The sequence below is a fragment of the Streptomyces sp. genome, assembly GCF_031178505.1.
In the GTDB taxonomy this organism is placed as follows: domain Bacteria; phylum Actinomycetota; class Actinomycetes; order Streptomycetales; family Streptomycetaceae; genus Streptomyces; species Streptomyces gulbargensis.
The window spans coordinates 1-22,659 of sequence record NZ_JAPSIW010000028.1 but is presented as its reverse complement, the minus strand read 5'-3'; the positions used below and the strand labels follow the sequence as shown (position 1 = coordinate 22,659).

The following is a 22,659-nucleotide window of genomic DNA, read 5'->3' as shown; positions in this document are numbered from 1 at the left end:
CCGGACCGTACACGGGGTACGGACCGGCCGCGGCGGCCCTCGGGCCTCCGGCCTCAGGAGAGGCTAGGGGAACCAGCTGCCGTCCTCGGGTTTGCCGTTGTCGCCGCCGGGACCGCCGGAACCGCCACCGCCCGTCGGCGAGTCGGTCGGACCGGGTTCCGTGGTCGGCGTCGCCGGCGGAGTCGTCGTCGGCTGACCCGTGGTGCCACCGGGGTCGTCCGGGTTGTTGCAGTCCCGGTCCCAGATGCTGCACGTCTCCGTCTTGGTCGGCTTCGGCGACTTGGACGGCGTCGTCGGCGGAGTCGTCGTCGGCGGGGCCGTCGTGGTCGGGGGAGTCGTGGTCGGCGTGGCGGACTGGGTGGGCGTCTCCGTGACCGTCGGGGTCGGCGCGGGGCTGGTCGCGCCGCCGCCGAAGACCGACTTGGCGTCCTCCAGCTTCTCCGGCGCGGGGAAGGCCTTGACCGGGTAGGTCTTGACGGCCTCGGTCATGTAGTCCTGCCAGATCCGCGACGGGAACGACGAACCGTGGATCTTCGGCTGGTCACCCGTGCCGAACATCTCCAGGAACTCGCGCTTCTTCTGCGTCTCGTCGTCGGAGAAGCGGTACATGTCGATGGCGGTCGACAGCTGGGGCGTGTAGCCCACGAACCAGGCCGACTTGTTGCCGTCGGTCGTACCCGTCTTGCCGGCCACCTGGCGGCCGGGGACCTTGGCCTTGCGGCCGGTGCCGTACGGCGACTCCACCACGTCCCGCAGCACGTCGGTGACGTTGCTGCTGATGGCGGAGGTGAAGGCCTGCTGCGGCTCGGACTTGTGCTTGTGAATGGTCTGGCCGCCGCGCTTCACCTCGGTGACGGAGTACGGCTCGTTCTGCACGCCCTGGTTGGCGAAGGTCGCGTACGCCCCGGCCATACGGATGGCGCTGGGGCTGGAAATGCCGAGGGAGAACGACGGCACCTCGCCCTGGACGAGCGATTCCGGCCGCAGTCCGGCCTTGATGGCGGCGTCCCGGACCTTGTCGATACCGACGTCCATGCCGAGCTGCACGTACGGCGAGTTGGCCGAACGGATCATCGCTTCGCGGAGGGTGATGTTGCCGTAGCTCTTGTTGTCATCGTTCGTCTGCAGCCACTCCTCACCCTTCTCGTTGTGCCAGATCTCGCCGTTGTAGCGGCGGACCTTCAGCTCGTTCTTGCCGGAGTAGCGGCTCTTGTCGGGGTCGACGATGGTGCGCTCGTCGGCGCCCTGATCGGGCCCGAGCTCCGGGTTGCGCACGCCGTCCTTCATGGCGGCGGCGAGGACGAAGGGCTTGAAGGTCGATCCCACCTGGGCGCCGGTGTTGTCGGCGTTGTTGGTGTAGTGCTTGGTGTAGTCGGTGCCGCCGTAGAGGGCGACGATCGCGCCCGTCGCGGCGTCGACCGAGGCGCCGCCGAACTGGACGTGGGTGTCGGTCTCCGGGCGCTTCTCGGGGTCGATGTACTCGTCGTAGATCTTCTTGATCGACTTCTCGAGCGCCTCCACCTTCGGCTTCTGGAAGGTGGTACGGATCTCGTAGCCGCCGCGCTCCAGCTCCTGCTCGGTGATGCCGAACTTGTTGCGGACGTTCGCCTTGGCCGTGCTGACGAGGTAGCCGATCTGGCCGCTCATGTTGGCGGCCGGCTTGGGCTTCTCGACCTTGGGGAACGTCGGGTACTTCGCGCGCTCCTCCGGCGGGAGCCTGCCGTCCTTGACCATCTCGTCGAGGATCCAGTTCCACCGCTCGGTGGCGCGGGCCGTGTTCTTCTCGGCCGTCGCCTCCGGGTCGATCTCCGGGTAGCCGGCCGGGTCGTAGTACGTGGCGCCCTTGAGGACCGCGGCGAGCAGCGCGGACTGGCTGACGTCGAGATCCTCGGCGTCCACGTTGAAGTACGCGCGGGCGGCGGCCTGGATGCCGTAGGCACCGCGCCCGTAGTACGCGGTGTTCAGGTAGCCGGCCATGATCTCGGGCTTCTTCAGCTCGTTGCCGACCTTCATGGAGATGAAGAGTTCCTTCACCTTCCGGGTGACCGTCTGGGACTGGTCGTCGAGCCGGTTGTTCTTCACGTACTGCTGGGTGATGGTCGAGCCGCCCTGGGTCTCGCCGCCCTTGGCCATGTTCCAGACGGCGCGGCCGATACCCATGGGGTCGACGCCGGAGTCCGTCCAGAACGTCTTGTTCTCGGCCGAGACCACGGCGTCCTGCATGTGCGTCGGGATCTTCTCGAACCCGACGATCTGCCGGTTCTGACCGCTGCCCGTGGCGACCATGCGCTCGCCGTTGGCCCAGTAGAAGATGTTGTTCTGCGAGGTCGCGGTCTCCGCCTCGTCGGGGATGCCGACCTTGGCGTACGCGATGAACGCCGCGCCCATCAAGCTCGCCGTGAAGAACAGGAACGTGCCTGTCACGAACTTCCACGACGGCACCCAGCGACGCCAGCCGTACTTGTCGTGACGCGGATAGTCGATCAGCCGCTTCTTGCCCGGCGGACGGCCCCCGCGGCCCCGCCCCGGCCCTCCGTTGCCGCCGCCACCGCCGCCGCGCCGTCCGCCGCCGGCACCTCCGGCGCCACCGTGGCCGTGCTCGGCCGCGCGGCGGCGACCGCCGCGCTGGGCGGCGCGCCGGGCCTCGGCACGGCCACCGTAGGGGCGCTCCTCCCCGTACGAGGAGGGCGGCCCGTACGAGGCCGAAGGGGCCTCCATACCGGTGTCATGGGCCGGGGCCGACCGACGGCCCATCGGCTGCTGTGCGGCGCGCCGTGCCGCCGCGCGACCGCCTGTCGGCGGCTGCTGCGGCGGCATTTTGCGACGATGCTCGCTCATCGAACGACTACTCCTCGGGCAGGCGCGTAGGCCTGGAAGCGGCAGTTGAGTTCCGGTCCCCCCGAAATGTGTACGGCCTGGACCCCATCGGAGGTCCCTCCGTACCGCAGCCGGTCACCCGCTGCACTGACGCCCCAGCGCGTCGCTTGGTTCCCGGTGGTCTGCATGCGGGACAGACTACGCACGGCCAAAAACCCCCTAGGGCCGAACTTCACCCCAAATCAGGCAAGTCGCCTGCTGTGAATTGATGATGTGACGCCGGTCACGGGACCCCCCCTTGTCGCCGGTCAGCGGCCGTTCTATCGTCGGGATGTATCGAGTCGATACATCAGTACGGCATAAGCGTCCCGGGGTGGAGGAGGAGGCGAGCGGATGAGCAGGCGATCGGGCATCCTCGAGTTCGCCGTTCTCGGCCTCCTGCGCGAGGCCCCGATGCACGGGTACGAGCTGCGCAAGCGGCTCAACACGTCGCTCGGCATCTTCCGCGCCTTCAGCTACGGGACGCTGTACCCCTGCCTCAAGACGCTGGTCTCAAACGGCTGGTTGATCGAGGAGCCGGGCAGCGCCCCCGAGGAGGCGCTCGCCGCCTCGCTGGCGGGGCGCCGCGCGAAGATCGTCTACCGGCTGACACCGGAAGGTAAGGAGCACTTCGAGGAGCTCCTCTCCCACACCGGGCCCGATGCCTGGGAGGACGAGCACTTCGCCGCCCGCTTCGCCTTCTTCGGTCAGACCGAGCGCGAGGTGCGGATGCGGGTACTGGAGGGCCGCCGCAGCCGGCTCGAGGAGCGCCTGGAGAAGATGCGCGCCTCACTGGCCAGGACGCGGGAGCGGCTCGACGACTACACGCTTGAGCTGCAGCGCCACGGTATGGAGTCCGTGGAGCGCGAGGTGCGCTGGCTGAACGAGCTCATCGAGAGCGAGCGGGCAGGGCGGGATCAGCGATCCGGCACCGATGCCCCCGCTCGGCACGACAACGATTCCGAAGAAACGGGCGGCCTGCCCCGGCACGGGGGCAGCACCCGGCCGGATCCGTCCGATGACACCGCCAAGTGAATCCCCGCCCTCAGCGGGAATTCCACGAATACACAGGGAGCAACCGGAAATGGGTTCGGTTCGCGTAGCCATCGTCGGCGTGGGCAACTGTGCCGCGTCGCTGGTCCAGGGCGTCGAGTACTACAAGGACGCCGACCCGGCGGCCAAGGTCCCCGGCCTGATGCACGTGCAGTTCGGCGACTACCACGTGCGTGACGTCGAGTTCGTCGCCGCGTTCGACGTGGACGCGAAGAAGGTGGGCCTTGACCTCGCCGACGCCATCGGCGCCAGCGAGAACAACACCATCAAGATCTGCGACGTGCCCGCCACCGGCGTCACCGTCCAGCGAGGTCACACCCTCGACGGTCTGGGCAAGTACTACCGCGAGACCATCGAGGAGTCCGCCGAGGCCCCGGTCGACATCGTCCAGGTCCTCAAGGACAAGCAGGTCGACGTCCTCGTCTGCTACCTGCCGGTCGGCTCCGAGGACGCGGCGAAGTTCTACGCCCAGTGCGCCATCGACGCCAAGGTCGCCTTCGTCAACGCCCTCCCGGTCTTCATCGCCGGCACCAAGGAGTGGGCGGACAAGTTCACCGAGGCCGGTGTCCCGATCGTCGGTGACGACATCAAGTCCCAGGTCGGCGCCACCATCACGCACCGCGTCATGGCGAAGCTGTTCGAGGACCGGGGCGTCATCCTGGACCGCACGATGCAGCTGAACGTCGGCGGCAACATGGACTTCAAGAACATGCTCGAGCGCGAGCGCCTGGAGTCCAAGAAGATCTCCAAGACGCAGGCCGTCACCTCGCAGATCCCCGACCGGGAGCTCGGCGAGAAGAACGTCCACATCGGCCCCTCCGACTACGTGGCCTGGCTGGACGACCGCAAGTGGGCGTACGTCCGTCTCGAGGGCCGTGCCTTCGGTGACGTTCCGCTGAACCTGGAGTACAAGCTCGAGGTGTGGGACTCCCCGAACTCGGCGGGTGTCATCATCGACGCCGTGCGTGCCGCGAAGATCGCCAAGGACCGCGGCATCGGCGGCCCGATCCTCTCCGCGTCGAGCTACTTCATGAAGTCCCCGCCGGTCCAGTACTTCGACGACGAGGCCCGCGAGAACGTCGAGAAGTTCATCAAGGGTGAGGTCGAGCGCTAGGAACCAGCCGGTTCCGCCGACTCCGCACGAGGGTCCCCGAGGCACTGCCCGGGGACCCTCGTCGTATGTGAGTCTTGCTGCCATGTCCGTCGTACGTGATCTGCGCGTACTGCTGCGCCTGCGCGACTTCCGCCGCCTGCTGACCGTCCGGCTCCTGTCCCAGTCCGCCGACGGCGTCTACCAGGTGGCGCTGGCCACGTACGTCGTCTTCTCCCCCGAGAAGCAGACCTCGCCGGGTGCCATCGCCTCGGCCATGGCGGTCCTGTTGCTGCCGTACTCCGTCGTCGGCCCCTTCGCCGGCGTCCTCCTCGACCGCTGGCAGCGACGGCAGGTCTTCCTGTACGGGAACCTGCTGCGCGCCCTCCTCGCCTGCGGGACCGCCGTCCTGATCCTCGCCTCCGTCCCCGACTGGCTGTTCTACGTCTCGGCTCTCTCGGTCACGGCTGTCAACCGGTTCGTTCTCGCGGGCCTCTCGGCCGCCCTTCCCCGAGTCGTCGACGAGGAGCGGCTGGTCGTGGCCAACTCGCTCTCCCCCACCGCCGGCACCCTGGCCGCCACCCTCGGCGGCGGTCTGGCCCTGGGCGTCCGGCTGCTCGCCGGCGGGTCCGACGCGGCGGTGGTGGCCTTCGGGGCCCTCCTCTACCTCTGCTCCGCCCTCGCGTCCCTGCGCATGCCCCGCGAACTCCTCGGTCCGGATCCGGGGCTCGCGCCACCCCGGTTCTCCTCGGCCCTCGCCTCCACCGCCCGCGGCCTCGCCGCCGGGCTGCGCCACCTCGCCGAGCGGCGGTCCGCCGCGCGGGCGCTGCTCACCATCGGGCTGATGCGCTTCTGCTACGGCGCCCTCCTCGTGACCGTCCTCATGCTCTGCCGGTACGCGTGGAGCTCCACCGAGGAGGAAGGGCTGGGACTCCTCGGGCTCGCGGTCGCCCTCTCCGCGGCCGGCTTCTTCGCGGCCGCCGTCCTCTCCCCGGGGGCAGTGGGCCGGCTCGGCCCCTTCGGCTGGATGGCCACGTGCGCGGGGACGGCCGCCGTTCTGGTCCCGGTCCTCGGCCTGACCTTCGCTCCCGTTCCGTTCCTCGTCGCGGCCTTCGCTCTCGGCCTCGTCACACAGGGCGCGAAGATCGCGACGGACACGGTGGTGCAGACGGCCGTGGACGACTCCTATCGGGGGCGGGTGTTCTCCCTCTACGACGTGCTGTTCAACATGGCCTTCGTCGGCGCGGCGGGGGTCTCGGCGCTGATGCTGCCGACCGACGGGCGTTCCACGCTGCTGGTCGGTCTCGTGGCCGTGCTCTATGCGGTGATCGCTGTCACCTTGGTCCGGAAACGCGCGGTGGGGTGATGTTTCACGTGAAACACCACCCCACCCCGGTCGGCACTACCGGCCGGCTCCCCAGCGATCAGGCCGCGAGTTTCACGTGAAACGGTCCGTTTCACGTGAAACGCCGGCGCTCCCCGCACCCCCGCTCAGTCGCGGGCGGCCCACCACTCCTTGAGCGCCGCCACGGCGGCGTCGCGGTCCATCGGGCCGTTCTCCAGCCGCAACTCCAGGAGGAACTTGTAGGCCTGGCCCACGGCAGGACCCGGGCGGATGCCGAGGATCTCCTGGATCTCGTTGCCGTCGAGGTCCGGCCGGATCGCTTCCAGCTCCTCCTGCTCCTGGAGCTGCGCGATGCGCTCCTCCAGGCCGTCGTAGGCACGGGAGAGGGCGCTCGCCTTGCGCTTGTTGCGCGTGGTGCAGTCCGAGCGGGTGAGCTTGTGGAGCCGGGAGAGCAGGGGGCCCGCGTCCCGCACGTACCGGCGCACGGCCGAGTCGGTCCACTCGCCGGTCCCGTACCCGTGGAAGCGCAGGTGCAGCTCCACGAGACGCGAGACGTCCTTGATCATCTCGTTGGAGTACTTGAGCGCGGTCATGCGCTTCTTGGTCATCTTGGCTCCGACCACCTCGTGGTGGTGGAAGGAGACCCGGCCGTCCTTCTCGAAGCGGCGGGTGCGCGGCTTGCCGATGTCGTGGAGCAGGGCGGCGAGGCGCAACACCAGGTCCGGGCCGTCCTCCTCCAGGTCGATCGCCTGGTCGAGCACCGTCAGGGAGTGCTCGTAGACGTCCTTGTGCCGGTGGTGCTCGTCGCTCTCCAGGCGCAGCGCCGGCAGTTCGGGCAGCACGTGGTCGGCGAGGCCGGTCTCCACGAGGAGCCCGAGGCCCTTGCGGGGGTGGGCGGAGAGCAGCAGCTTGTTGAGTTCGTCGCGGACCCGCTCGGCGGAGACGATCTCGATCCGGCCGGACATCTCCTTCATCGCCGTGACGACCTCGGGAGCGACCTCGAAGTCCAGCTGAGCGGCGAAGCGCGCCGCCCGCATCATGCGCAGCGGGTCGTCGGAGAAGGACTCCTCGGGGGTGCCGGGGGTGCGGAGCACCCGGGCCGCGAGGTCCTCGAGACCACCGTACGGGTCGATGAACTCCTTCTCGGGGAGGGCCACCGCCATGGCGTTGACGGTGAAGTCACGCCGGACCAGGTCCTCGTCGATGGAGTCGCCGTACGAGACCTCCGGCTTGCGCGAGGTCCGGTCGTAGGCCTCGGAGCGGTAGGTGGTGACCTCCACCTGGTAGCCCGCCTTCTGGCAGCCGACCGTTCCGAAGGCGATGCCGACCTCCCACACGGCGTCGGCCCACGGACGGACGATCTTCAGCACGTCCTCGGGGCGGGCGTCGGTGGTGAAGTCCAGGTCGTTGCCGAGCCGGCCGAGCAGTGCGTCCCGTACCGAGCCGCCGACCAGCGCGAGGCTGAACCCGGCCTCCTGGAAGCGGCGGGCGAGATCGTCGGCGACAGGGGACACGCGCAGCAGTTCACTGACCGCGCGGCGTTGCACCTGGCTCAGTGCAGTCGGGGTGTCTTCGTTGGCGTTCGGCACAACAGAAAAGGGTACGTGCCCCGGGTCCGGGCGACGCCCCGGTTTTCCCCCGACGGCCTCCGCACTCCCGCTCATCCGCTGGAGCAGTCCCCGGCACTTGCCCCCGGCGTGCCTCGTTACCATGCCTGGACACAGCAACCGGGAACCACCGACACCACTGGCACCAGAGACAACGACGAGGACGGGCGAACGCGTGGCCGAGGCGGCAGACATCCAGGGAACCGGTCCCTCACCTGCCCGCCGATGGCTGCGGCGCACCCTCACCGTGGCCGTCGGGGCTCCGCTCCTCGCGGGGCTGCTCCAGGTTCCGACCGCCCCTCCGGCGGCGGCCGCCGAGGGGGCATCCGGTTCCCGGACCGTCGATGTGTCGCTCGACACGCTCTCTCCCAGTGCCCCTGTCGAAGGGGACACCGTCACGGTCAAAGGGACGGTCACCAACCTGGGGAAGAAGACGATCACCGGCGCGAGCGTGGACCTGCGGGTGGGCCCCCGGATGACCAGCCGGAGCCAGATCGAGCAGATCTCGGGCCGGACCGGCTTCCGGACCGGCAGCGACCCCGCCGCCCTCGGCGCCCCCAAGCTCAGGATTCCGGAGCTCAAGGCCGGACTCAGCGCCGAGTTCACCCTCTCGGTACCGGTCACCAAGCTCGGCCTCGACGCGGCGGGCGTGTACCAGCTGGGGGTCTCCCTCACGGGACAGCTCGCCGGCCAGGGCTACGACCGGGTGCTCGGCATCGAGCGGACCTTCCTGCCGTACCAGCCGGAGGCCACGGAGAAGAAGACCCAGCTCACCTATCTCTGGCCGTTGATCTCCTCCTCCCACGTGTCGGCCGAGACCGGTACCGACGCGCAGCAGACCCCCATCTTCGAGGACGACGATCTGGCCGCGGAGCTGCGCCCGGGAGGACGTCTCGACGAGATGGTCTCGCTGGGCAGGGACCTCCCCGTCACGTGGGTGATCGACCCCGACCTGCTGGCCTCCGTCGACGCCATGGCGAACGGTTACCGGGTCAAGGAGGGAACCACCCACGTGCCCGGCGGCCACCAGGCCCTCGCCGAGCGGTGGCTGAACGAGCTGGAGAAGGCCGTTCAGGGCGACAAGGTCGTCGCGCTGCCGTTCGCCGACCCGGATCTCGCCTCCCTCGCCCACCGCGGCAAGGACGTCCCCGGATCGCTCGGACACCTCCAGTCGGCCACCTCCCTCGCGGGCACGACGGTGGAGACGATCCTCCACGTCCAGCCGTCCACCGACTTCTCCTGGCCCGCCGACGGCGCCGTCGATCCCTCGATCGTGGCCGTGGCGACCTCCGCGGGCGCCGACAAGGTGATCGCCCGCAGCGACAGCGTCCGCGACGACCTCTCCTACACCCCCTCCGCGGCGCGCCCGCTCGGTGGCGGCACCACCGCCGTGGTGAGTGACGCGCTCCTGTCGACCGCCTTCGAGGGCGATCTCATCCGGTCGGAGAGCTCCACCCGCGCGGTGCAGGAGTTCCTCGCCCAGTCGCTCGCGATCACCCTGGAGCAGCCCGAGCAGCAGCGCAGTGTCGTGGTCGCCCCGCAGCGGACACCGACCGTCTCGCAGGCCCAGGCCATGGCCGCCGCCCTGCGGGGCCTCTCCGCGAAGCGGTGGACCCAGCCCCTGGACCTGATCGCCGCCGCCGCGGTCAAGCCGGACCCGGAGGCCTCCACGACGGTGCCGGCCACCTCCCGTTATCCGAAGCGGCTGCGGGACCAGGAACTGCCCGTGCAGGCGTTCCGCGACATGAAGACCACCCGCGACGAGCTGGACGACTTCAAGGTCGTCCTGACCGCACCGGAACGGGTCGTCACCCCCTTCGGCAACGCGATCAACCGCGAGATGTCCATGTCCTGGCGGGGCCGGGCGAGCACGGCCGCCCTCTACCGGGACACCGTCCTGGACCACCTCCAGGACCTCACCGAGGGCGTCCAGCTCGTCGACAAGTCCGACCTCACCCTGTCCGGGCGCAGCGCCACGATCCCCGTGACGGTCCAGAACCAGCTGCTGCAGGGCGTCGACCACCTGGTGCTGCGTCTCACCCCGGGCAACAAGAACCGCCTCAAGCTGAACGGCGGCGACGGCGCCGCCGAGCTGCCGATCCGGATCAACGCCGGGCACAGCCAGTCGGTGAAGTTCACGGCGGCGGCCAACGCCAACGGCCAGGTGCCGATGACCGCCCAGCTGTACACCGAGGACGGCACGCCGTACGGCCGGCCCATGACCTTCATGGTGAAGGTCTCCGAGATCACTCCCACGGTGATGCTCGTCCTCGCCGGTGGAGTCCTGCTCCTCGTCCTCGCCGGAGTGCGGATGTACTCCCAGCGCAAGCGGATGGCCGCCCTGAACGCCGAGGCCGGGAACGAGTCCGTGGACGACACCGCCCAGGACGCCGCCGAAGGGTCCGGCGAGGCGGCCGCCGAGGCGCAGCCGAGTGACCCGACACCGGACACCGGGTCCGAAAGCGGCGACCCCGCGGGCCCGGGTGAGAAAGTGGACCGTTGAGCGATGTCGTGGCCGGTCGGCCGGGGACGATGAGGTGGGGTAACCATGAACGCGCCGTACGACGGTGACCGCGGCCAGGGTGCGGGCGGCACCACGCCGTCCGGTGGGACACCCATGACTCCCCCCGGTTCCGGCCCCGCCCCGGTGCCCCCGCCGCACCAGAGCCCCGCGCCCGGGCATCCGTACGGGGAGAACCCGTACGGCGATCACCCGTACGGCGGCACGCCCTACGCCCAGGACCCGTACGTCCAGGACGCCTACACCCACGACCCGTACCGGGCCCAGGACCTCTCGGCGCAGGACCCGGTCGGCGAAGCGCTGTACGACCGCGCGGCGCACCCCCCGCCACCACCCGGCACCTACGAGGAGCCGCAGCCGCTGTACCAGCAGCCGGCCGCTCCGCCGCACGCCCCCGACCCCCGGGTGTGGGCGCAGACCCCGGCCCCGGAGCCCGACGGCCCCTCCCGCCACCTTCCGTACGGGGACGACGCGCGGACCGTGCAGTTCACCGGCGTGGACGACCTGGTGACCCGGGCCGGCGAGGAGCAGCCGGAACCGGACGCCTTCGCGCATCTCTACCGCGACCAGCAGACGCCGGGGCAGGGGCCGCCGCCCGCACCGGAGCCGGAGCCCCTGCCCGCGCCCGCACCGAAGAAGACCGGACGCGCCTCGGGCCTGCTGAAGTCGAGCGCCGTGATGGCGGCCGGCACCCTGGTCTCCCGGCTCACCGGCTTCGTCCGCAGCCTCGTCATCACGGGCGCGCTCGGCGCCGCCCTGCTCGGTGACACCTTCACCGTGGCCTACACGCTTCCGACGATGATCTACATCCTCACCGTCGGCGGCGGGCTCAACTCGGTCTTCGTACCGCAGCTGGTCCGCTCGATGAAGAACGACGAGGACGGCGGCGAGGCCTACGCCAACCGTCTCCTCACCCTGGTGATGGTGGCCCTCGGCCTGATCGTGGCCGCCGCCGTCTTCGCCGCCCCCCTGCTGATCCGGCTGATGTCGAACACCATCGCCGACGACGCCGCGGCCAACAGCGTCGCCGTCACCTTCGCCCGCTACTGCCTGCCCACCATCTTCTTCATGGGTGTGCATGTGGTGATGGGTCAGATCCTGAACGCACGGGGCAAGTTCGGCGCGATGATGTGGACCCCGGTCCTCAACAACATCGTCATGATCGTCACCTTCGGCCTGTTCATCTGGGTCTACGGCACCTCCGCCGAATCCCACATGGGCGTGCAGACGATCCCGGACGAGGGCATCCGCCTCCTCGGTGTCGGCACCCTGCTCGGACTTGTCGTCCAGGCCCTGGCGATGATCCCGTACCTGCGCGAGGCCGGTTTCCGCTTCCGTCCCCGTTTCGACTGGAAGGGCCACGGGCTCGGCAAGACGGTCAAGCTGGCCAAGTGGACCGTCCTGTTCGTCCTCGCCAACCAGGCGGGTGTCCTGGTCGTCACCCAGCTCGCCACCGCGGCCGGTGAGGAGTCCGGGAAGAACGGCGCCGGCTTCCTCGCGTACTCCAACGCCCAGCTGATCTGGGGCATGCCGCAGGCCATCATCACGGTCTCCGTCATGGCCGCGCTGCTCCCGCGCATCTCCCGCGCCGCCCACGACGACGACCCGGGCGCCGTCCGGGACGACATCTCCCAGGGCCTGCGCAACTCGGCCGTCGCCATCGTCCCGGTCTCCTTCGCCTTCCTCGCGCTCGGCGTCCCGATGTGCACCCTGCTCTACGCCTCCAGCGGCGTCGAGGCGGCCCGGGGCATGGGCTTCATCCTCATGGCCTTCGGCCTCGGCCTGATCCCGTACTCCGTGCAGTACGTCGTCCTGCGCGGCTTCTACGCCTACGAGGACACGCGGACGCCCTTCTACAACACCGTCATCGTCGCCGCCGTCAACGCGGCGGTCTCCGCGCTCTGCTACGTGCTCCTGCCGGCGCAGTGGGCGGTGGTCGGCATGGCCGGTGCCTACGGCCTCGCCTACGCCGTGGGCGTCGGTATCGCCTGGCGCCGCCTGCGCAACCGGCTGGGAGGCGACCTGGACGGCGCCCACGTCCTGCGGACGTACGCGCGGCTCTGCATGGCCTCCCTGCCCGCCGCGATCGTCGGCGGTGCCGTCGGCTTCGGGCTGCTGAAGCTGCTCGGCGACGGTGCCCTGGGCTCCCTCGTAGCCCTGCTGGCCGGTGGCGCGGTACTCCTCGGCGTCTTCTTCGTCGCGGCGAAGCGCATGCGCATCGCCGAGCTGAACACCCTGGTGGGCATGGTGCGCGGGCGTCTGGGACGCTGAGGTCGCGCCTGCCGCACAACCATCGGCGGGGGCCGCGTGTCGTGCACAGCGTCCAACTGTGGGCACAATTGGCTTGGCTGGTGGATGTGGCGCAACGGATGGGGAGGCAGGAACGACGGTGGCGGAACGTAGCACGGCTGCCGTCGACGTGGCCGACAACAGCGGTGACGATCCGCTGACCGCCAAGGCGGACTCGGCCGCGACCGACGGGGTGGCGGAAGCGCAGAAGACGGCGGGCAGGAAAGCCGGAACCACGGAGAAGAAGAAGGCCGAACGACAGACTGGCGAACAGCCCTCGCTCACCACTCCCGAACTCCACAGCGGCCACAAGCTGGCCCGCCGCTACCGCCTGGAGGAGTGCGTCACCCGTCTGGACGGCTTCAGCAGCTGGCGTGCCGTCGACGAGAAGCTCCGGCGTGCCGTCGGGGTGCACCTCCTGCCCGCCGACCACCCGCGCGCCCGTTCCGTCCTGGCCGCCGCCCGTTCCTCCGCGCTCCTCGGTGACCCCCGGTTCGTCCAGGTCCTCGACGCCGTCGAGGAGAACGACCTCGTGTACGTGGTGCACGAGTGGCTCCCCGACGCGACGGAGCTCACCGCGCTCCTCGCGGCCGGACCACTGGAGCCGCACGAGGCCTACCAGCTCGTCAGCCAGGTCTCCCAGGCCATGGCCGCCGCCCACCGCGAAGGCCTCGCCCACCTCCGCCTCACCCCCGGTGCCGTCCTGCGCAGCTCCACCGGCCAGTACCGCATCCGCGGCCTCGCCGTGAACGCCGCCCTGCGCGGCATCACCGCCGAACGCCCCCAGCGCACCGACACCGAGGCCATCGGCGCCCTGCTCTACGCGGCGCTCACCCAGCGCTGGCCGTACGACAACGACGCCCACGGCCTCTCCGGCCTCCCCAAGGGCGTCGGTCTGCTCGCGCCCGACCAGGTCCGGGCCGGCGTCCACCGCGGGCTCTCCGAGATCGCCATGCGCGCCCTCGCCAACGACGGCGCCACCGCCTCCCGCCAGGAACCGCCCTGCACCACTCCGGACGAACTCGCCAAGGCCGTGGCGGCGATGCCCCGGGTCAAGGCGCCCGAGCCGGAGTTCCCCACGCCGCCGGAGTACCAGCGGACCACCTACCAGCAGGGCACCTACGGCCGACCCCAGCCGCACCCCGCCGTCACCCAGCCCGTCGCGGCCCCGCCGCCCCCCCTGCAGAGCCGTACCGGCACCGCGCTGAAGTGGGCCGTCTCGGCCCTGCTCATCGCCGCCCTCGGTCTCGGCAGCTGGCAGATCGCGGACCGGCTCCTGGAGCCGGAGGCCACGACGAAGACGCCCGTACCGGGCCCGACGAGCGACGAGAAGCCGAAGCCGCTCACGCCGCTCACCGTCGAATCGTCCCGCGACTTCGACCCCCTGGGCAACGGCGTGGAGAACGGCAACCTCAAGGTGAACGCCTACGACGGCGACCCCAGCACCTTCTGGCACACCGTGAACTACGCCACCCCCGACTTCGGAAAGCTGAAGAAGGGCGTGGGCCTCGTCCTCGATCTCGGCAAGGAACAGGAGGTCGGCCAGGTCGATCTGTCGTTCCTGGGCGACACCTCCGTGGAACTGCGCACCGCGCCCGCCGGCACGGTGAGCGAGCCGTCCATGCCCGGCGAGTACACCACCCAGGCGTCCGGGTCCGGCAGCGACGTGACGCTGAAGCCCGCCAAGCCCGTCACGACCCGCTACGTCCTCGTCTGGCTCACCGAACTGCCCGCCGGCCCCAGCGGGTACCGAGGCAAGCTGAGCGAGATCAAGGTCCTGGGCTGACCGCCGCTGAGGGAGGGGCTCACCGTTGGACGATCCGAAGGACGACGCCACGGGCGACCGGGAGCTCCTGGCGCGCCATGTCGCCGGAGACCCGGACGCCTTCGGTGAGCTCGTACGGCGCCACAGGGACCGCCTCTGGGCGGTTGCCCTGCGGACCCTCGGCGACCGTGAGGAGGCCGCGGACGCCGTCCAGGACGCCCTGATCTCCGCGTTCCGGGCCGCCCACACCTTCCGCGGCCAGTCGGCCGTCACCACCTGGCTGCACCGCATCACGGTCAACGCCTGCCTGGACCGCCTCCGCAAGAGCGCATCCCGCAGGACCGCCTCCGTCGACGACACCGCCCGGCTCGAACAGCTCCTCGAACCGCACGAATCCGCCGAAGCCCCGGCCGAGCGCCAGGACCTCCACCGGGAGCTCCTGGCCGCGCTGGCCACCCTCCCCGCGGAACAGCGCGCCGCACTCGTCCTCGTCGACATGCAGGGATACCCGGTCGCGGAAGCGGCACGTATCCTCGGCGTCCCCACCGGAACCGTGAAAAGCCGCTGCGCACGTGGCCGGGCACGACTGCTGCCGATGCTCACGCATCTCCGCACCGGGACGGTGGGTAACGACGCTCCCGAGGGGGGAAGGAACCGGACGCCGGGGACATCCGTCCCACCGGTGCCGGGGCCGAAGGACAACGGACCGACTGATCCAGCTGCTGTGAAGGGCGGAGGTGGGCGCGCGTGACTTCCACGACCGACGCGGCACAGCATCCGGACGTCTCCGAGATCTCCGACCTGGCCGAGGGACTCCTCTCACCGACCCGCTCCGCGGCCGTCCGTCGACACCTGGACGACTGTCCGCTCTGCGCCGACGTGCGCACCTCCCTGGAGGAGATCAGGGGACTCCTCGGCACCCTGCCCGGACCGCCCCGCATGCCCGCCGAGATCGCCGGCCGGATCGACGCGGCCCTCGCCGCCGAGGCTCTGCTGCACGCCACCGCTCCCGAGGGCGATCCCGCTGTTTCACGTGAAACACCGCGCCCCACCGGGGCGCCTCGACAGGCGCCCGCCCCCTCCACCGCGCCGGGCCGTCCCTCCGGGCGTCCCCGCGGAGCCACCGGTCCGGGCCGCCCGGCTCCCCCCCGTCGCCGCAGGATCGGTCTCGTCTCCACCCTCGGTGCCGCCTTCGGAGCCGTGATTCTCGGCACCGGCATCTTCCTGGCCCAAGGCGGAGGCGTGCCCACCGCCGGGCAGGCCGAGGAGAGCCGGAGGGCCGACGCGGCGGCCAGTGCCGGTCTCACCCCCTTCTCCGGAACACCCGTCGAGGAACGCGTCCGCTCCCTGCTGACCGAGGGCGAGACCGCCCGCTCCCCCCACGGCATCGGCCCCGAGTCCCTGTCCGAGGGGACCACCACCCCCGCGCCCCGGCGCGCCCTTCCCGTCCCTGCCTGCGTCCTCGCGGGAACTGGCCGCACGGACGGTGTCATCGCCCAGGAGAAGGGCGAGTACGCCGGGTCCCCCGCCTATCTCCTCGTGCTCACGGACCACGCCGACAGCGGACGGGTCCAGGCCTACGTCCTCGACGCCTCCTGCGCCGACCGCTCCCTCGAAGCGACGGGCGACCCGGCCAAGGTGCTGTTCACACGGTCCCTGCCTCGCACCTGACAGCCGTCACGGTGCCGCGCGGCCCGTTCGGGAATGCGCGCCCCGTAGGATCCGTTGGGTGGGGTGAGAGTGACCGAGACACCGCCCCGTAGGCAGTAGGCAGTCTGCAGAGACGAGGAAGAAACCCGTGAGCGACGTCCGTAACGTGATCATCATCGGCTCGGGGCCCGCGGGATACACCGCTGCGCTCTACACCGCCCGAGCGTCGCTGAACCCGCTGGTCTTCGAAGGTGCCGTCACCGCCGGTGGCGCGCTGATGAACACCACCGAGGTCGAGAACTTCCCCGGCTTCCGTGACGGCATCATGGGCCCGGATCTGATGGACAACATGCGGGCCCAGGCGGAGCGCTTCGGCGCCGAGCTGGTGCCCGACGACGTCGTGGCCGTGGACCTGACCGGTGAGATCAAGACCGTCACCGACACCGCCGGCACCGTGCACCGGGCCAAGGCCGTCATCGTGACGACCGGCTCCCAGCACCGCAAGCTCGGACTGCCCAACGAGGACACTCTCTCCGGCCGTGGCGTCTCGTGGTGCGCCACCTGCGACGGCTTCTTCTTCAAGGACCAGGACATCGCCGTCGTCGGCGGCGGCGACACCGCGATGGAGGAGGCGACCTTCCTCTCGCGCTTCGCCAAGTCCGTGACGATCGTCCACCGCCGTGACTCTCTGCGCGCCTCCAAGGCGATGCAGGAGCGTGCCTTCGCCGACCCGAAGATCTCGTTCGCCTGGGACAGCGAGGTGGCCGAGATCCACGGCGACCAGAAGCTCACCGGCCTGACCTTGCGCGACACGAAGACGGGCGAGACCCGCGAGCTGCCCGTCACGGGCCTCTTCATCGCCGTGGGCCACGACCCGCGCACCGAACTCTTCAAGGGCCAGCTGGACCTCGACGACGAGGGCTACCTCAAGGTGGCCGCTCCGTCGACCCGCACCAACCTGACGGGCGTCTTCGGCGCCGGCGACGTCGTCGACCACACCTACCGTCAGGCGATCACCGCTGCCGGCACCGGCTGCTCGGCCGCTCTCGACGCCGAGCGCTACCTCGCCGCCCTCGCCGACAGCGAGAAGCTGGCCGAGACGCCCGCAGTCTGATCGACCCGCTCCTTCCCCACCCCACACCCCAAGAAGTTAAGGAGGCCGCCGTGGCCGGCGAGCTGAAGAACGTGACCGACGCTTCCTTCGAGGAGGTCGTCCTCAAGAGCGACAAGCCCGTCCTGGTGGACTTCTGGGCCGAGTGGTGCGGCCCGTGCCGTCAGATCGCTCCCTCGCTCGAGGCCATCGCCAAGGAGCAGGACAAGATCGAGATCGTGAAGCTCAACATCGACCAGAACCCGGCCACCGCCGCCAAGTACGGCGTCATGTCCATCCCGACGCTGAACGTCTACCAGAACGGCGAGGTCGTGAAGACGATCGTCGGCGCCAAGCCGAAGGCCGCGATCCTGCGCGACCTGGCGGACTTCGTCGAGCCGACCAACGGCTGACGCACGCAACGGTGTTTCACGTGAAACACCACCGGCCGACGAGAGCGGCCCACCCCCTCGAAGGGGGCGGGCCGCTCTCGTGTTTCCGCCGCTAGAGGGGCCTCAGCGCGGGCTCCTTCTGCACCGCGCCGAGCAGGCGGTCCAGTGCCATCTCGACGTCCTCCTTCCAGGAGAGCGTCGTGCGGAGCTCCAGCCTCAGCCGGGGAAAGGCATGATGCGGCCGGACCGTTTTGAAGCCGACCGCGAGAAGATGCTCGGCAGGCAGGACGCAGGCCGGTTCCTTCCAGCGGGCGTCCCCGAAGGCCTCGATCGCCTTGAAGCCCCGCCGCATCACATCCTTGGCGACGGTCTGCACCATCACACGGCCCAGCCCCTGCCCCTGGTACTCCGGCATGATCCACGCCGTCATCAGCTGGACGGCGTCGGCCGCCACAGGGCTCGTCGGGAAGGCCATGGAGCGCGGCACATAGGCCGGGGGTGCGTAGAGCACGTACCCGACCGGTACGTCGTCCACGTAGACCACGCGCCCGCACGATCCCCATTCGAGGAGCACGGCGGAGATCCACGCTTCCTTCTCCACGTCGGGACGGCCGGTCTTCACCGCCGCCTCGCCGCTGACGGGGTCCAGCTCCCAGAAGACGCAGGAGCGACACCGCTTCGGGAGATCCGGAAGATTGTCCAGCGTGAGCGGTACGAGCCGACGCCCCACGGCTGCCCCTCGCTTCCCTGGCCATCGAGCACGATGCGGCTCCACGGATATGTCCTCACAGAATCGTATCGATCGGGCGATCAGGGCGATACCGCGCACAGGAAAAGGGCGGGCCGCGATCCGGTGACATCCAGATCGCGGCCCGCCCTCGGCGGTCGTCGGCGGTCAGCCCTTGTCGCCCTCAGCCGTGCTCTTCGAGTCCATGACGCGCCCCTCGCCGGGCGCCAGGGTGGTGAGGATCCGCTCCAGGTCCTCCATCGAGGCGAACTCGACGACGATCTTTCCCTTCTTCTGCCCCAGGTCCACCTTGACCCGGGTCTCGAAGCGGTCCGACAGGCGCGTCGCCAGCTCCGAGAGCGCGGGAGAGACGCGGGCCCCGGCCCGGGGCTTGGGCTTGGCCGCCGCGGGCTCCGAGGCCATCGTGCGGACGATCTCCTCGACCGTCCGCACGGAAAGGCCCTCCGCGACGATCCGGTAGGCCAGCTTGTCCTGGGCCTCGGCGTCCTCCAGGGCCAGCAGCGCGCGGGCGTGACCGGCGGAGATGGTGCCGGCGGCGACCCGCGTCTGCACCGTGGTGGGCAGCCGCAGCAGGCGCAGCGTGTTGGAGACCTGCGAGCGGGACCGCCCGATCCGGTCGGCCAGCTGGTCGTGGGTGCAGTCGAAGTCCTTGAGCAGCTGGTCGTAGGCCGCGGCCTCCTCCAGCGGGTTCAGCTGCGCCCGGTGCAGGTTCTCCAGGAGCGCGTCCAGAAGCAGCTTCTCGTCCTCGGTGGCCCGGACGATCGCGGGGATCCGCTCCAGACCTGCTTCGGTGCAGGCCCGCCAGCGCCGCTCACCCATGATGAGCTCGTAGCGGTCGGTGCCGACCTGGCGTACGACCACGGGCTGGAGCAGGCCGACTTCCTTGATGGAGGTGACCAGCTCGGCCAGGGCGTCCTCGTCGAAGACCTCACGCGGCTGCCGGGGGTTCGGCGTGATCGCGCCGAGCGGCAGTTCCGCGAAGTACGCTCCCGCCGGGGCCTGGGGCTGGTCGGCAGGCTCCGGAGTTCCGGTGGTGGCCACGCCCGGGGCGAGCGTCGCCGTCTTCGCGGCGGGAAGTCCGCGCTCGGCCGCCAGCGTCGGAACCGCGCCGGGAGACGTCGTACCGGCCCCGACACCGACCAGCGGCGCCTGCCGCTCCTGGGGAGCCGAGGGGATCAGGGAACCGAGCCCTCGTCCCAGACCCCTGCGTCGCTCACTCACTGAAGACCCTCCGCCATGCTGCGCTGGTTGTTCTGGTGCCCGAGATGGGCGTTCTGGGCGTCGTAGTGCACGGAGACCCCCCGCAGGGCGATCTCCCGGGCCGCTTCGAGGTACGACAGGGCGCCGCTGGAGCCCGGGTCGTAGGTGAGCACGGTCTGCCCGTAGCTCGGCGCCTCGGAGATGCGTACGGACCGCGGGATGCTGGTCCGCAGCACCTCGTCCCCGAAGTGGGTGCGCACCTCTTCGGCGACCTGCGAGGCGAGCCTCGTCCGGCCGTCGTACATGGTGAGCAGGATCGTGGACACGTGCAGCCCCGGGTTGAGATGGCCGCGGACCAGTTCCACGTTCCGCAGGAGCTGCCCGAGCCCTTCCAGGGCGTAGTACTCGCACTGGATCGGGATCAGCACTTCGGCTCCCGCCACCATGGCGTTGACCGTGAGCAGTCCGAGTGAGGGCGGGCAGTCGATGAGGATGTAGTCGAGCGGCTGCTCGTAGGCCTGGATCGCCCGCTGGAGCCGGCTCTCTCGTGCCACCAGGGAGACCAGCTCGATCTCCGCACCCGCGAGGTCGATCGTCGCGGGGGCGCAGAACAGTCCCTCCACGTCACGCACGGGCTGCACCACGTCGGAGAGCGGCTTGCTGTCCACCAGCACGTCGTAGATCGAGGGGACCTCGGCGTGATGGTCGATGCCCAGGGCCGTGGAGGCGTTCCCCTGCGGGTCCAGGTCGATGACCAGCACTCGGGCTCCGTGCAGCGCCAGGGACGCGGCGATGTTGACCGTCGTGGTGGTCTTCCCGACGCCGCCCTTCTGGTTGGCGACGACCATGATCCGGGTCCGGTCCGGTCGGGGGAGCCCCTCACCGGCACGACCCAGCGCCGCTACTGCCAACTGGGCAGCACGACCGATGGGGGTGTCGTCCATCGGGGGCGGTGTTTCACGTGAAACATCCTCCCCGACCGATTCGGTGCGGGGACCGGGGACCGGGTCGGTCATCGGCCCCGCGATGTTGGCGTCGGACCGCAAGGATTCACTCTCCTCGGCATCAAGCTCGCGATGAGGAGAGCCTGCCATGCTTTCCGTGTCAGGAACCAGCGAGGTCGGTGGTTCTGTGGAGGAATCCACCTCTGTGGACAACTCGGAAACCCTCACGGGTGGTTTCACTCGGGGTCGGCGGTCCCGGGGTTCGGCAGCCGCGCGGCCACGGCTGATGATCCCCCGAAGCAGTGAGCGACGTTTCACGTGAAACACGATGCCCCCGCACCCAGGCCGGGACCGCTCGACACTCCGAAACGGTACGAATGCGACGCCTCAGCGGCGCCGACGGGTCTTGCTCGTCCGCGCGGCCTTGGCCCGCTTGGCCGCGAACCGCACACCGCCCGGGCTCTCCCCGACCTCGACCCTTACGACGGTCGACATCGGATCGACGATTCCCTCGCCGACCTGCAGCACGGAGGTCTCCACCACACCGAGCTTCGAGAGGGCGGAGCGCGCCGCGTCCAGCTCCTCCTGGGCGGTGTCGCCCTTGAGCAGCAGCATCTCGCCATAGGGGCGCAGCAGCGGTACACCCCAGCCCGCGAGCCGGTCCAGGGGTGCCACCGCTCGGGCGGTCACCACATGCACGGGCGGGACCTTGCCGAGCATCTCCTCCGCGCGGCCCCGGACCACGGTCACATGATCCAGGCCCAGCAGCTCCACGACCTCCTGGAGGAAGTTGATCCGGCGCAGCAGCGGCTCCAGGAGGGTGATCTTCAGGTCCGGCCGGACGAGGGCCAGCGGGATGCCGGGCAGACCGGCGCCCGAGCCGACGTCGCAGACCGTGACGCCCTCCGGTACGACCTCGGAGAGGACCGCACAGTTCAGCAGATGCCGCTCCCAGAGCCGTGGCACCTCACGCGGGCCGATGAGCCCCCGCTTCACGCCGGCGTCCGCGAGCAGCTCCGCGTACCGCACGGCCTCCGGGAAGTACTCACCGAAGACTGTCCGCGCCTGCTCCGGAGCCTCGGGGAGCTCCGCTGCCTCCGTCACGGGAACCGTCCTTCCGTACCGCACGCGTACGTGCGAGCGCACTGTGGTGGCTGAACTATCAGGCTGACAAAGATCGGCCCCGTCTGCGCACAGACGGGGCCGACAGACGAGAAGGGTCAGGCAGGGAGCACGATGACGAAGCGCTGCGGCTCCTCGCCCTCGGACTCGCTGCGCAGGCCGGCGGCGGCGACCGCGTCGTGCACGACCTTCCGCTCGAACGGGGTCATCGGGTCCAGCTTGACCGGCTCGCCGGTGGCCTTGACCTCGGCCGCGGCCTTGGCACCCAGGGTGGCCAGCTCGGACCGCTTCTTCGCCCGGAAACCGGCGATGTCGAGCATCAGACGGCTGCGGTCACCGGTCTCACGGTGCACGGCCAGCCGGGTCAGCTCCTGCAGCGCCTCCAGGACCTCGCCGTCGCGGCCCACGAGCTTCTGCAGGTCACGGCTGTCGGAGTCGCTGATGATCGAGACCGCGGCCCGGTCCGCCTCGACGTCCATGTCGATGTCGCCGTCGAGATCGGCGATGTCGAGCAGGCCCTCAAGGTAGTCGGCCGCGATCTCGCCCTCCTGCTCGAGGCGGGTCAGGGTGTCGCCACCCTCGGCGGCGGCGGTGGTGCCTTCCGTCACGGACGGACTCCTTCTTGCTTCGGGGCTTACTTCTTGGAGGACGGGTGCTTGGGCCGCTGCTGGCCCTTGCGCTGACCGGACTTGGCCTGGCGGGCTCCGCCGGAGTTGGCGCGGCTCGGACGGGCGGGCTTGTCGCCCTGGGCCGGAGCCTTGTCCTGGGTCTCGGCCGCCGTGGATCCCTTGGCCGGGGCCGCGGGCTTCTTCTCCAGGGAGGTGGTCGCCTCGGTCTCCTCGGCGCCCTTCACCGGCTGACCGCCGGCCGCGGCCTGACGCTTGGCCTTCGTCTGGCGCTTCGGCTGCTGCCGCCTCGCGGCGGCGCCGCTCTCGGCCTCGACCGCGAGGGTGTCGCTCTTGACGACGGTGCCGTCGGCCTGCGCGG

17 protein-coding genes and 1 pseudogene are annotated in these 22,659 nt (G+C 70.3%); 10 read left to right on the top strand and 8 right to left on the bottom strand.

Translation table 11 applies throughout. The annotated features are described in order from the left end of the window. Positions 1-63: 63 nt before the first annotated feature. The gene (locus RIF68_RS04535) at positions 64-2,838 is read right to left on the bottom strand and encodes a transglycosylase domain-containing protein (RefSeq protein ID WP_309049803.1); all 2,775 of its coding nucleotides are present in this window, start codon (positions 2,836-2,838) and stop codon (positions 64-66) included. A 372-nt stretch (positions 2,839-3,210) separates the two neighbouring features. Between RIF68_RS04535 and RIF68_RS04530 the strand changes: the two genes are divergently transcribed. From RIF68_RS04530 to RIF68_RS04520, 3 genes are all read left to right on the top strand, one after another. Then, positions 3,211-3,891 carry a helix-turn-helix transcriptional regulator gene (locus RIF68_RS04530; protein ID WP_309049802.1) on the top strand — a complete coding sequence of 227 codons (681 nt, stop codon included), beginning with the start codon at positions 3,211-3,213 and terminating at the stop codon, positions 3,889-3,891. 49 nt (positions 3,892-3,940) lie between these two features. Beyond that, positions 3,941-5,023, top strand: coding sequence for an inositol-3-phosphate synthase (locus RIF68_RS04525; protein ID WP_309049801.1), 1,083 nt, complete (start codon positions 3,941-3,943; stop codon positions 5,021-5,023). 82 nt (positions 5,024-5,105) lie between these two features. Further along, on the top strand, positions 5,106-6,365 hold the full coding sequence (locus RIF68_RS04520) for an MFS transporter (protein ID WP_309049800.1): 1,260 nt from the start codon (positions 5,106-5,108) through the stop codon (positions 6,363-6,365). A gap of 125 nt (positions 6,366-6,490) precedes the next feature. On the opposite strand, the gene RIF68_RS04515 is transcribed toward RIF68_RS04520, so the two are convergent. Then, entirely contained in the window at positions 6,491-7,933 is a 1,443-nt protein-coding gene (locus RIF68_RS04515; protein WP_309049799.1) for a CCA tRNA nucleotidyltransferase, read from the bottom strand. A 193-nt stretch (positions 7,934-8,126) separates the two neighbouring features. Here RIF68_RS04515 and RIF68_RS04510 point away from each other — a divergent pair, with 193 nt between their 5' ends. The 7 genes from RIF68_RS04510 (at position 8,127) to trxA (ending at position 17,679) form a co-directional block, all read left to right on the top strand. Beyond that, positions 8,127-10,454, top strand: coding sequence for a DUF6049 family protein (locus tag RIF68_RS04510; RefSeq protein ID WP_309049798.1), 2,328 nt, complete (start codon positions 8,127-8,129; stop codon positions 10,452-10,454). A gap of 45 nt (positions 10,455-10,499) precedes the next feature. After that, a complete protein-coding gene (murJ, locus tag RIF68_RS04505; RefSeq protein WP_309049797.1) occupies positions 10,500-12,743 on the top strand; it encodes a murein biosynthesis integral membrane protein MurJ in 2,244 nt (747 codons plus the stop codon). A gap of 118 nt (positions 12,744-12,861) precedes the next feature. Further along, on the top strand, positions 12,862-14,547 hold the full coding sequence (locus RIF68_RS04500; RefSeq protein ID WP_309049796.1) for a protein kinase family protein: 1,686 nt from the start codon (positions 12,862-12,864) through the stop codon (positions 14,545-14,547). 25 nt (positions 14,548-14,572) lie between these two features. Beyond that, on the top strand, positions 14,573-15,277 hold the full coding sequence (sigM, locus tag RIF68_RS04495; RefSeq protein ID WP_309049795.1) for an RNA polymerase sigma factor SigM: 705 nt from the start codon (positions 14,573-14,575) through the stop codon (positions 15,275-15,277). Then, positions 15,274-16,197, top strand: a complete 924-nt coding sequence (locus RIF68_RS04490) for a zf-HC2 domain-containing protein (protein WP_309049794.1) — start codon at positions 15,274-15,276, stop codon at positions 16,195-16,197. The genes sigM and RIF68_RS04490 overlap by 4 nt, the downstream gene beginning before the upstream one ends. 127 nt (positions 16,198-16,324) lie before the next feature. Further along, positions 16,325-17,290, top strand: a complete 966-nt coding sequence (gene trxB / locus RIF68_RS04485; protein ID WP_309049793.1) for a thioredoxin-disulfide reductase — start codon at positions 16,325-16,327, stop codon at positions 17,288-17,290. Positions 17,291-17,340: 50 nt separating this feature from the next. Continuing rightward, a complete protein-coding gene (gene trxA / locus RIF68_RS04480; RefSeq protein WP_309049792.1) occupies positions 17,341-17,679 on the top strand; it encodes a thioredoxin in 339 nt (112 codons plus the stop codon). A 91-nt stretch (positions 17,680-17,770) separates the two neighbouring features. Here the strand turns inward: trxA and RIF68_RS04475 are convergent, their stop codons facing one another. The 6 genes and pseudogenes from RIF68_RS04475 to RIF68_RS04450 form a co-directional block, all read right to left on the bottom strand. Next, the gene (locus RIF68_RS04475; protein WP_309049791.1) at positions 17,771-18,388 is read right to left on the bottom strand and encodes a GNAT family N-acetyltransferase; all 618 of its coding nucleotides are present in this window, start codon (positions 18,386-18,388) and stop codon (positions 17,771-17,773) included. A 165-nt stretch (positions 18,389-18,553) separates the two neighbouring features. Then, the gene (locus RIF68_RS04470; RefSeq protein ID WP_309049790.1) at positions 18,554-19,627 is read right to left on the bottom strand and encodes a ParB/RepB/Spo0J family partition protein; all 1,074 of its coding nucleotides are present in this window, start codon (positions 19,625-19,627) and stop codon (positions 18,554-18,556) included. Continuing rightward, positions 19,624-20,700 carry a ParA family protein gene (locus tag RIF68_RS04465; protein WP_309049789.1) on the bottom strand — a complete coding sequence of 359 codons (1,077 nt, stop codon included), beginning with the start codon at positions 20,698-20,700 and terminating at the stop codon, positions 19,624-19,626. Before RIF68_RS04465 ends, RIF68_RS04470 begins: the two co-directional genes overlap by 4 nt. Before the next feature lie 237 nt (positions 20,701-20,937). Continuing rightward, on the bottom strand, positions 20,938-21,654 hold the full coding sequence (gene rsmG / locus RIF68_RS04460) for a 16S rRNA (guanine(527)-N(7))-methyltransferase RsmG (protein WP_309049788.1): 717 nt from the start codon (positions 21,652-21,654) through the stop codon (positions 20,938-20,940). Positions 21,655-21,770: 116 nt separating this feature from the next. After that, entirely contained in the window at positions 21,771-22,280 is a 510-nt protein-coding gene (locus RIF68_RS04455; protein WP_309049787.1) for a R3H domain-containing nucleic acid-binding protein, read from the bottom strand. 26 nt (positions 22,281-22,306) lie between these two features. Continuing rightward, positions 22,307-22,659 (bottom strand): annotated as a pseudogene (locus tag RIF68_RS04450) (membrane protein insertase YidC); the annotation flags it as partial.

Bases quoted from the DNA above. Each gene is read 5' to 3' on its own strand.
- RIF68_RS04530 (WP_309049802.1), top strand. From the start codon at position 3,211: ATGAGCAGGCGATCGGGCATCCTCGAGTTCGCCGTTCTCGGCCTCCTG.
- RIF68_RS04535 (WP_309049803.1), bottom strand. From the start codon at position 2,838: ATGAGCGAGCATCGTCGCAAAATGCCGCCGCAGCAGCCGCCGACAGGC.
- RIF68_RS04520 (WP_309049800.1), top strand. From the start codon at position 5,106: ATGTCCGTCGTACGTGATCTGCGCGTACTGCTGCGCCTGCGCGACTTC.
- murJ (WP_309049797.1), top strand. From the start codon at position 10,500: ATGAACGCGCCGTACGACGGTGACCGCGGCCAGGGTGCGGGCGGCACC.
- RIF68_RS04465 (WP_309049789.1), bottom strand. From the start codon at position 20,700: ATGGCAGGCTCTCCTCATCGCGAGCTTGATGCCGAGGAGAGTGAATCC.
- RIF68_RS04525 (WP_309049801.1), top strand. From the start codon at position 3,941: ATGGGTTCGGTTCGCGTAGCCATCGTCGGCGTGGGCAACTGTGCCGCG.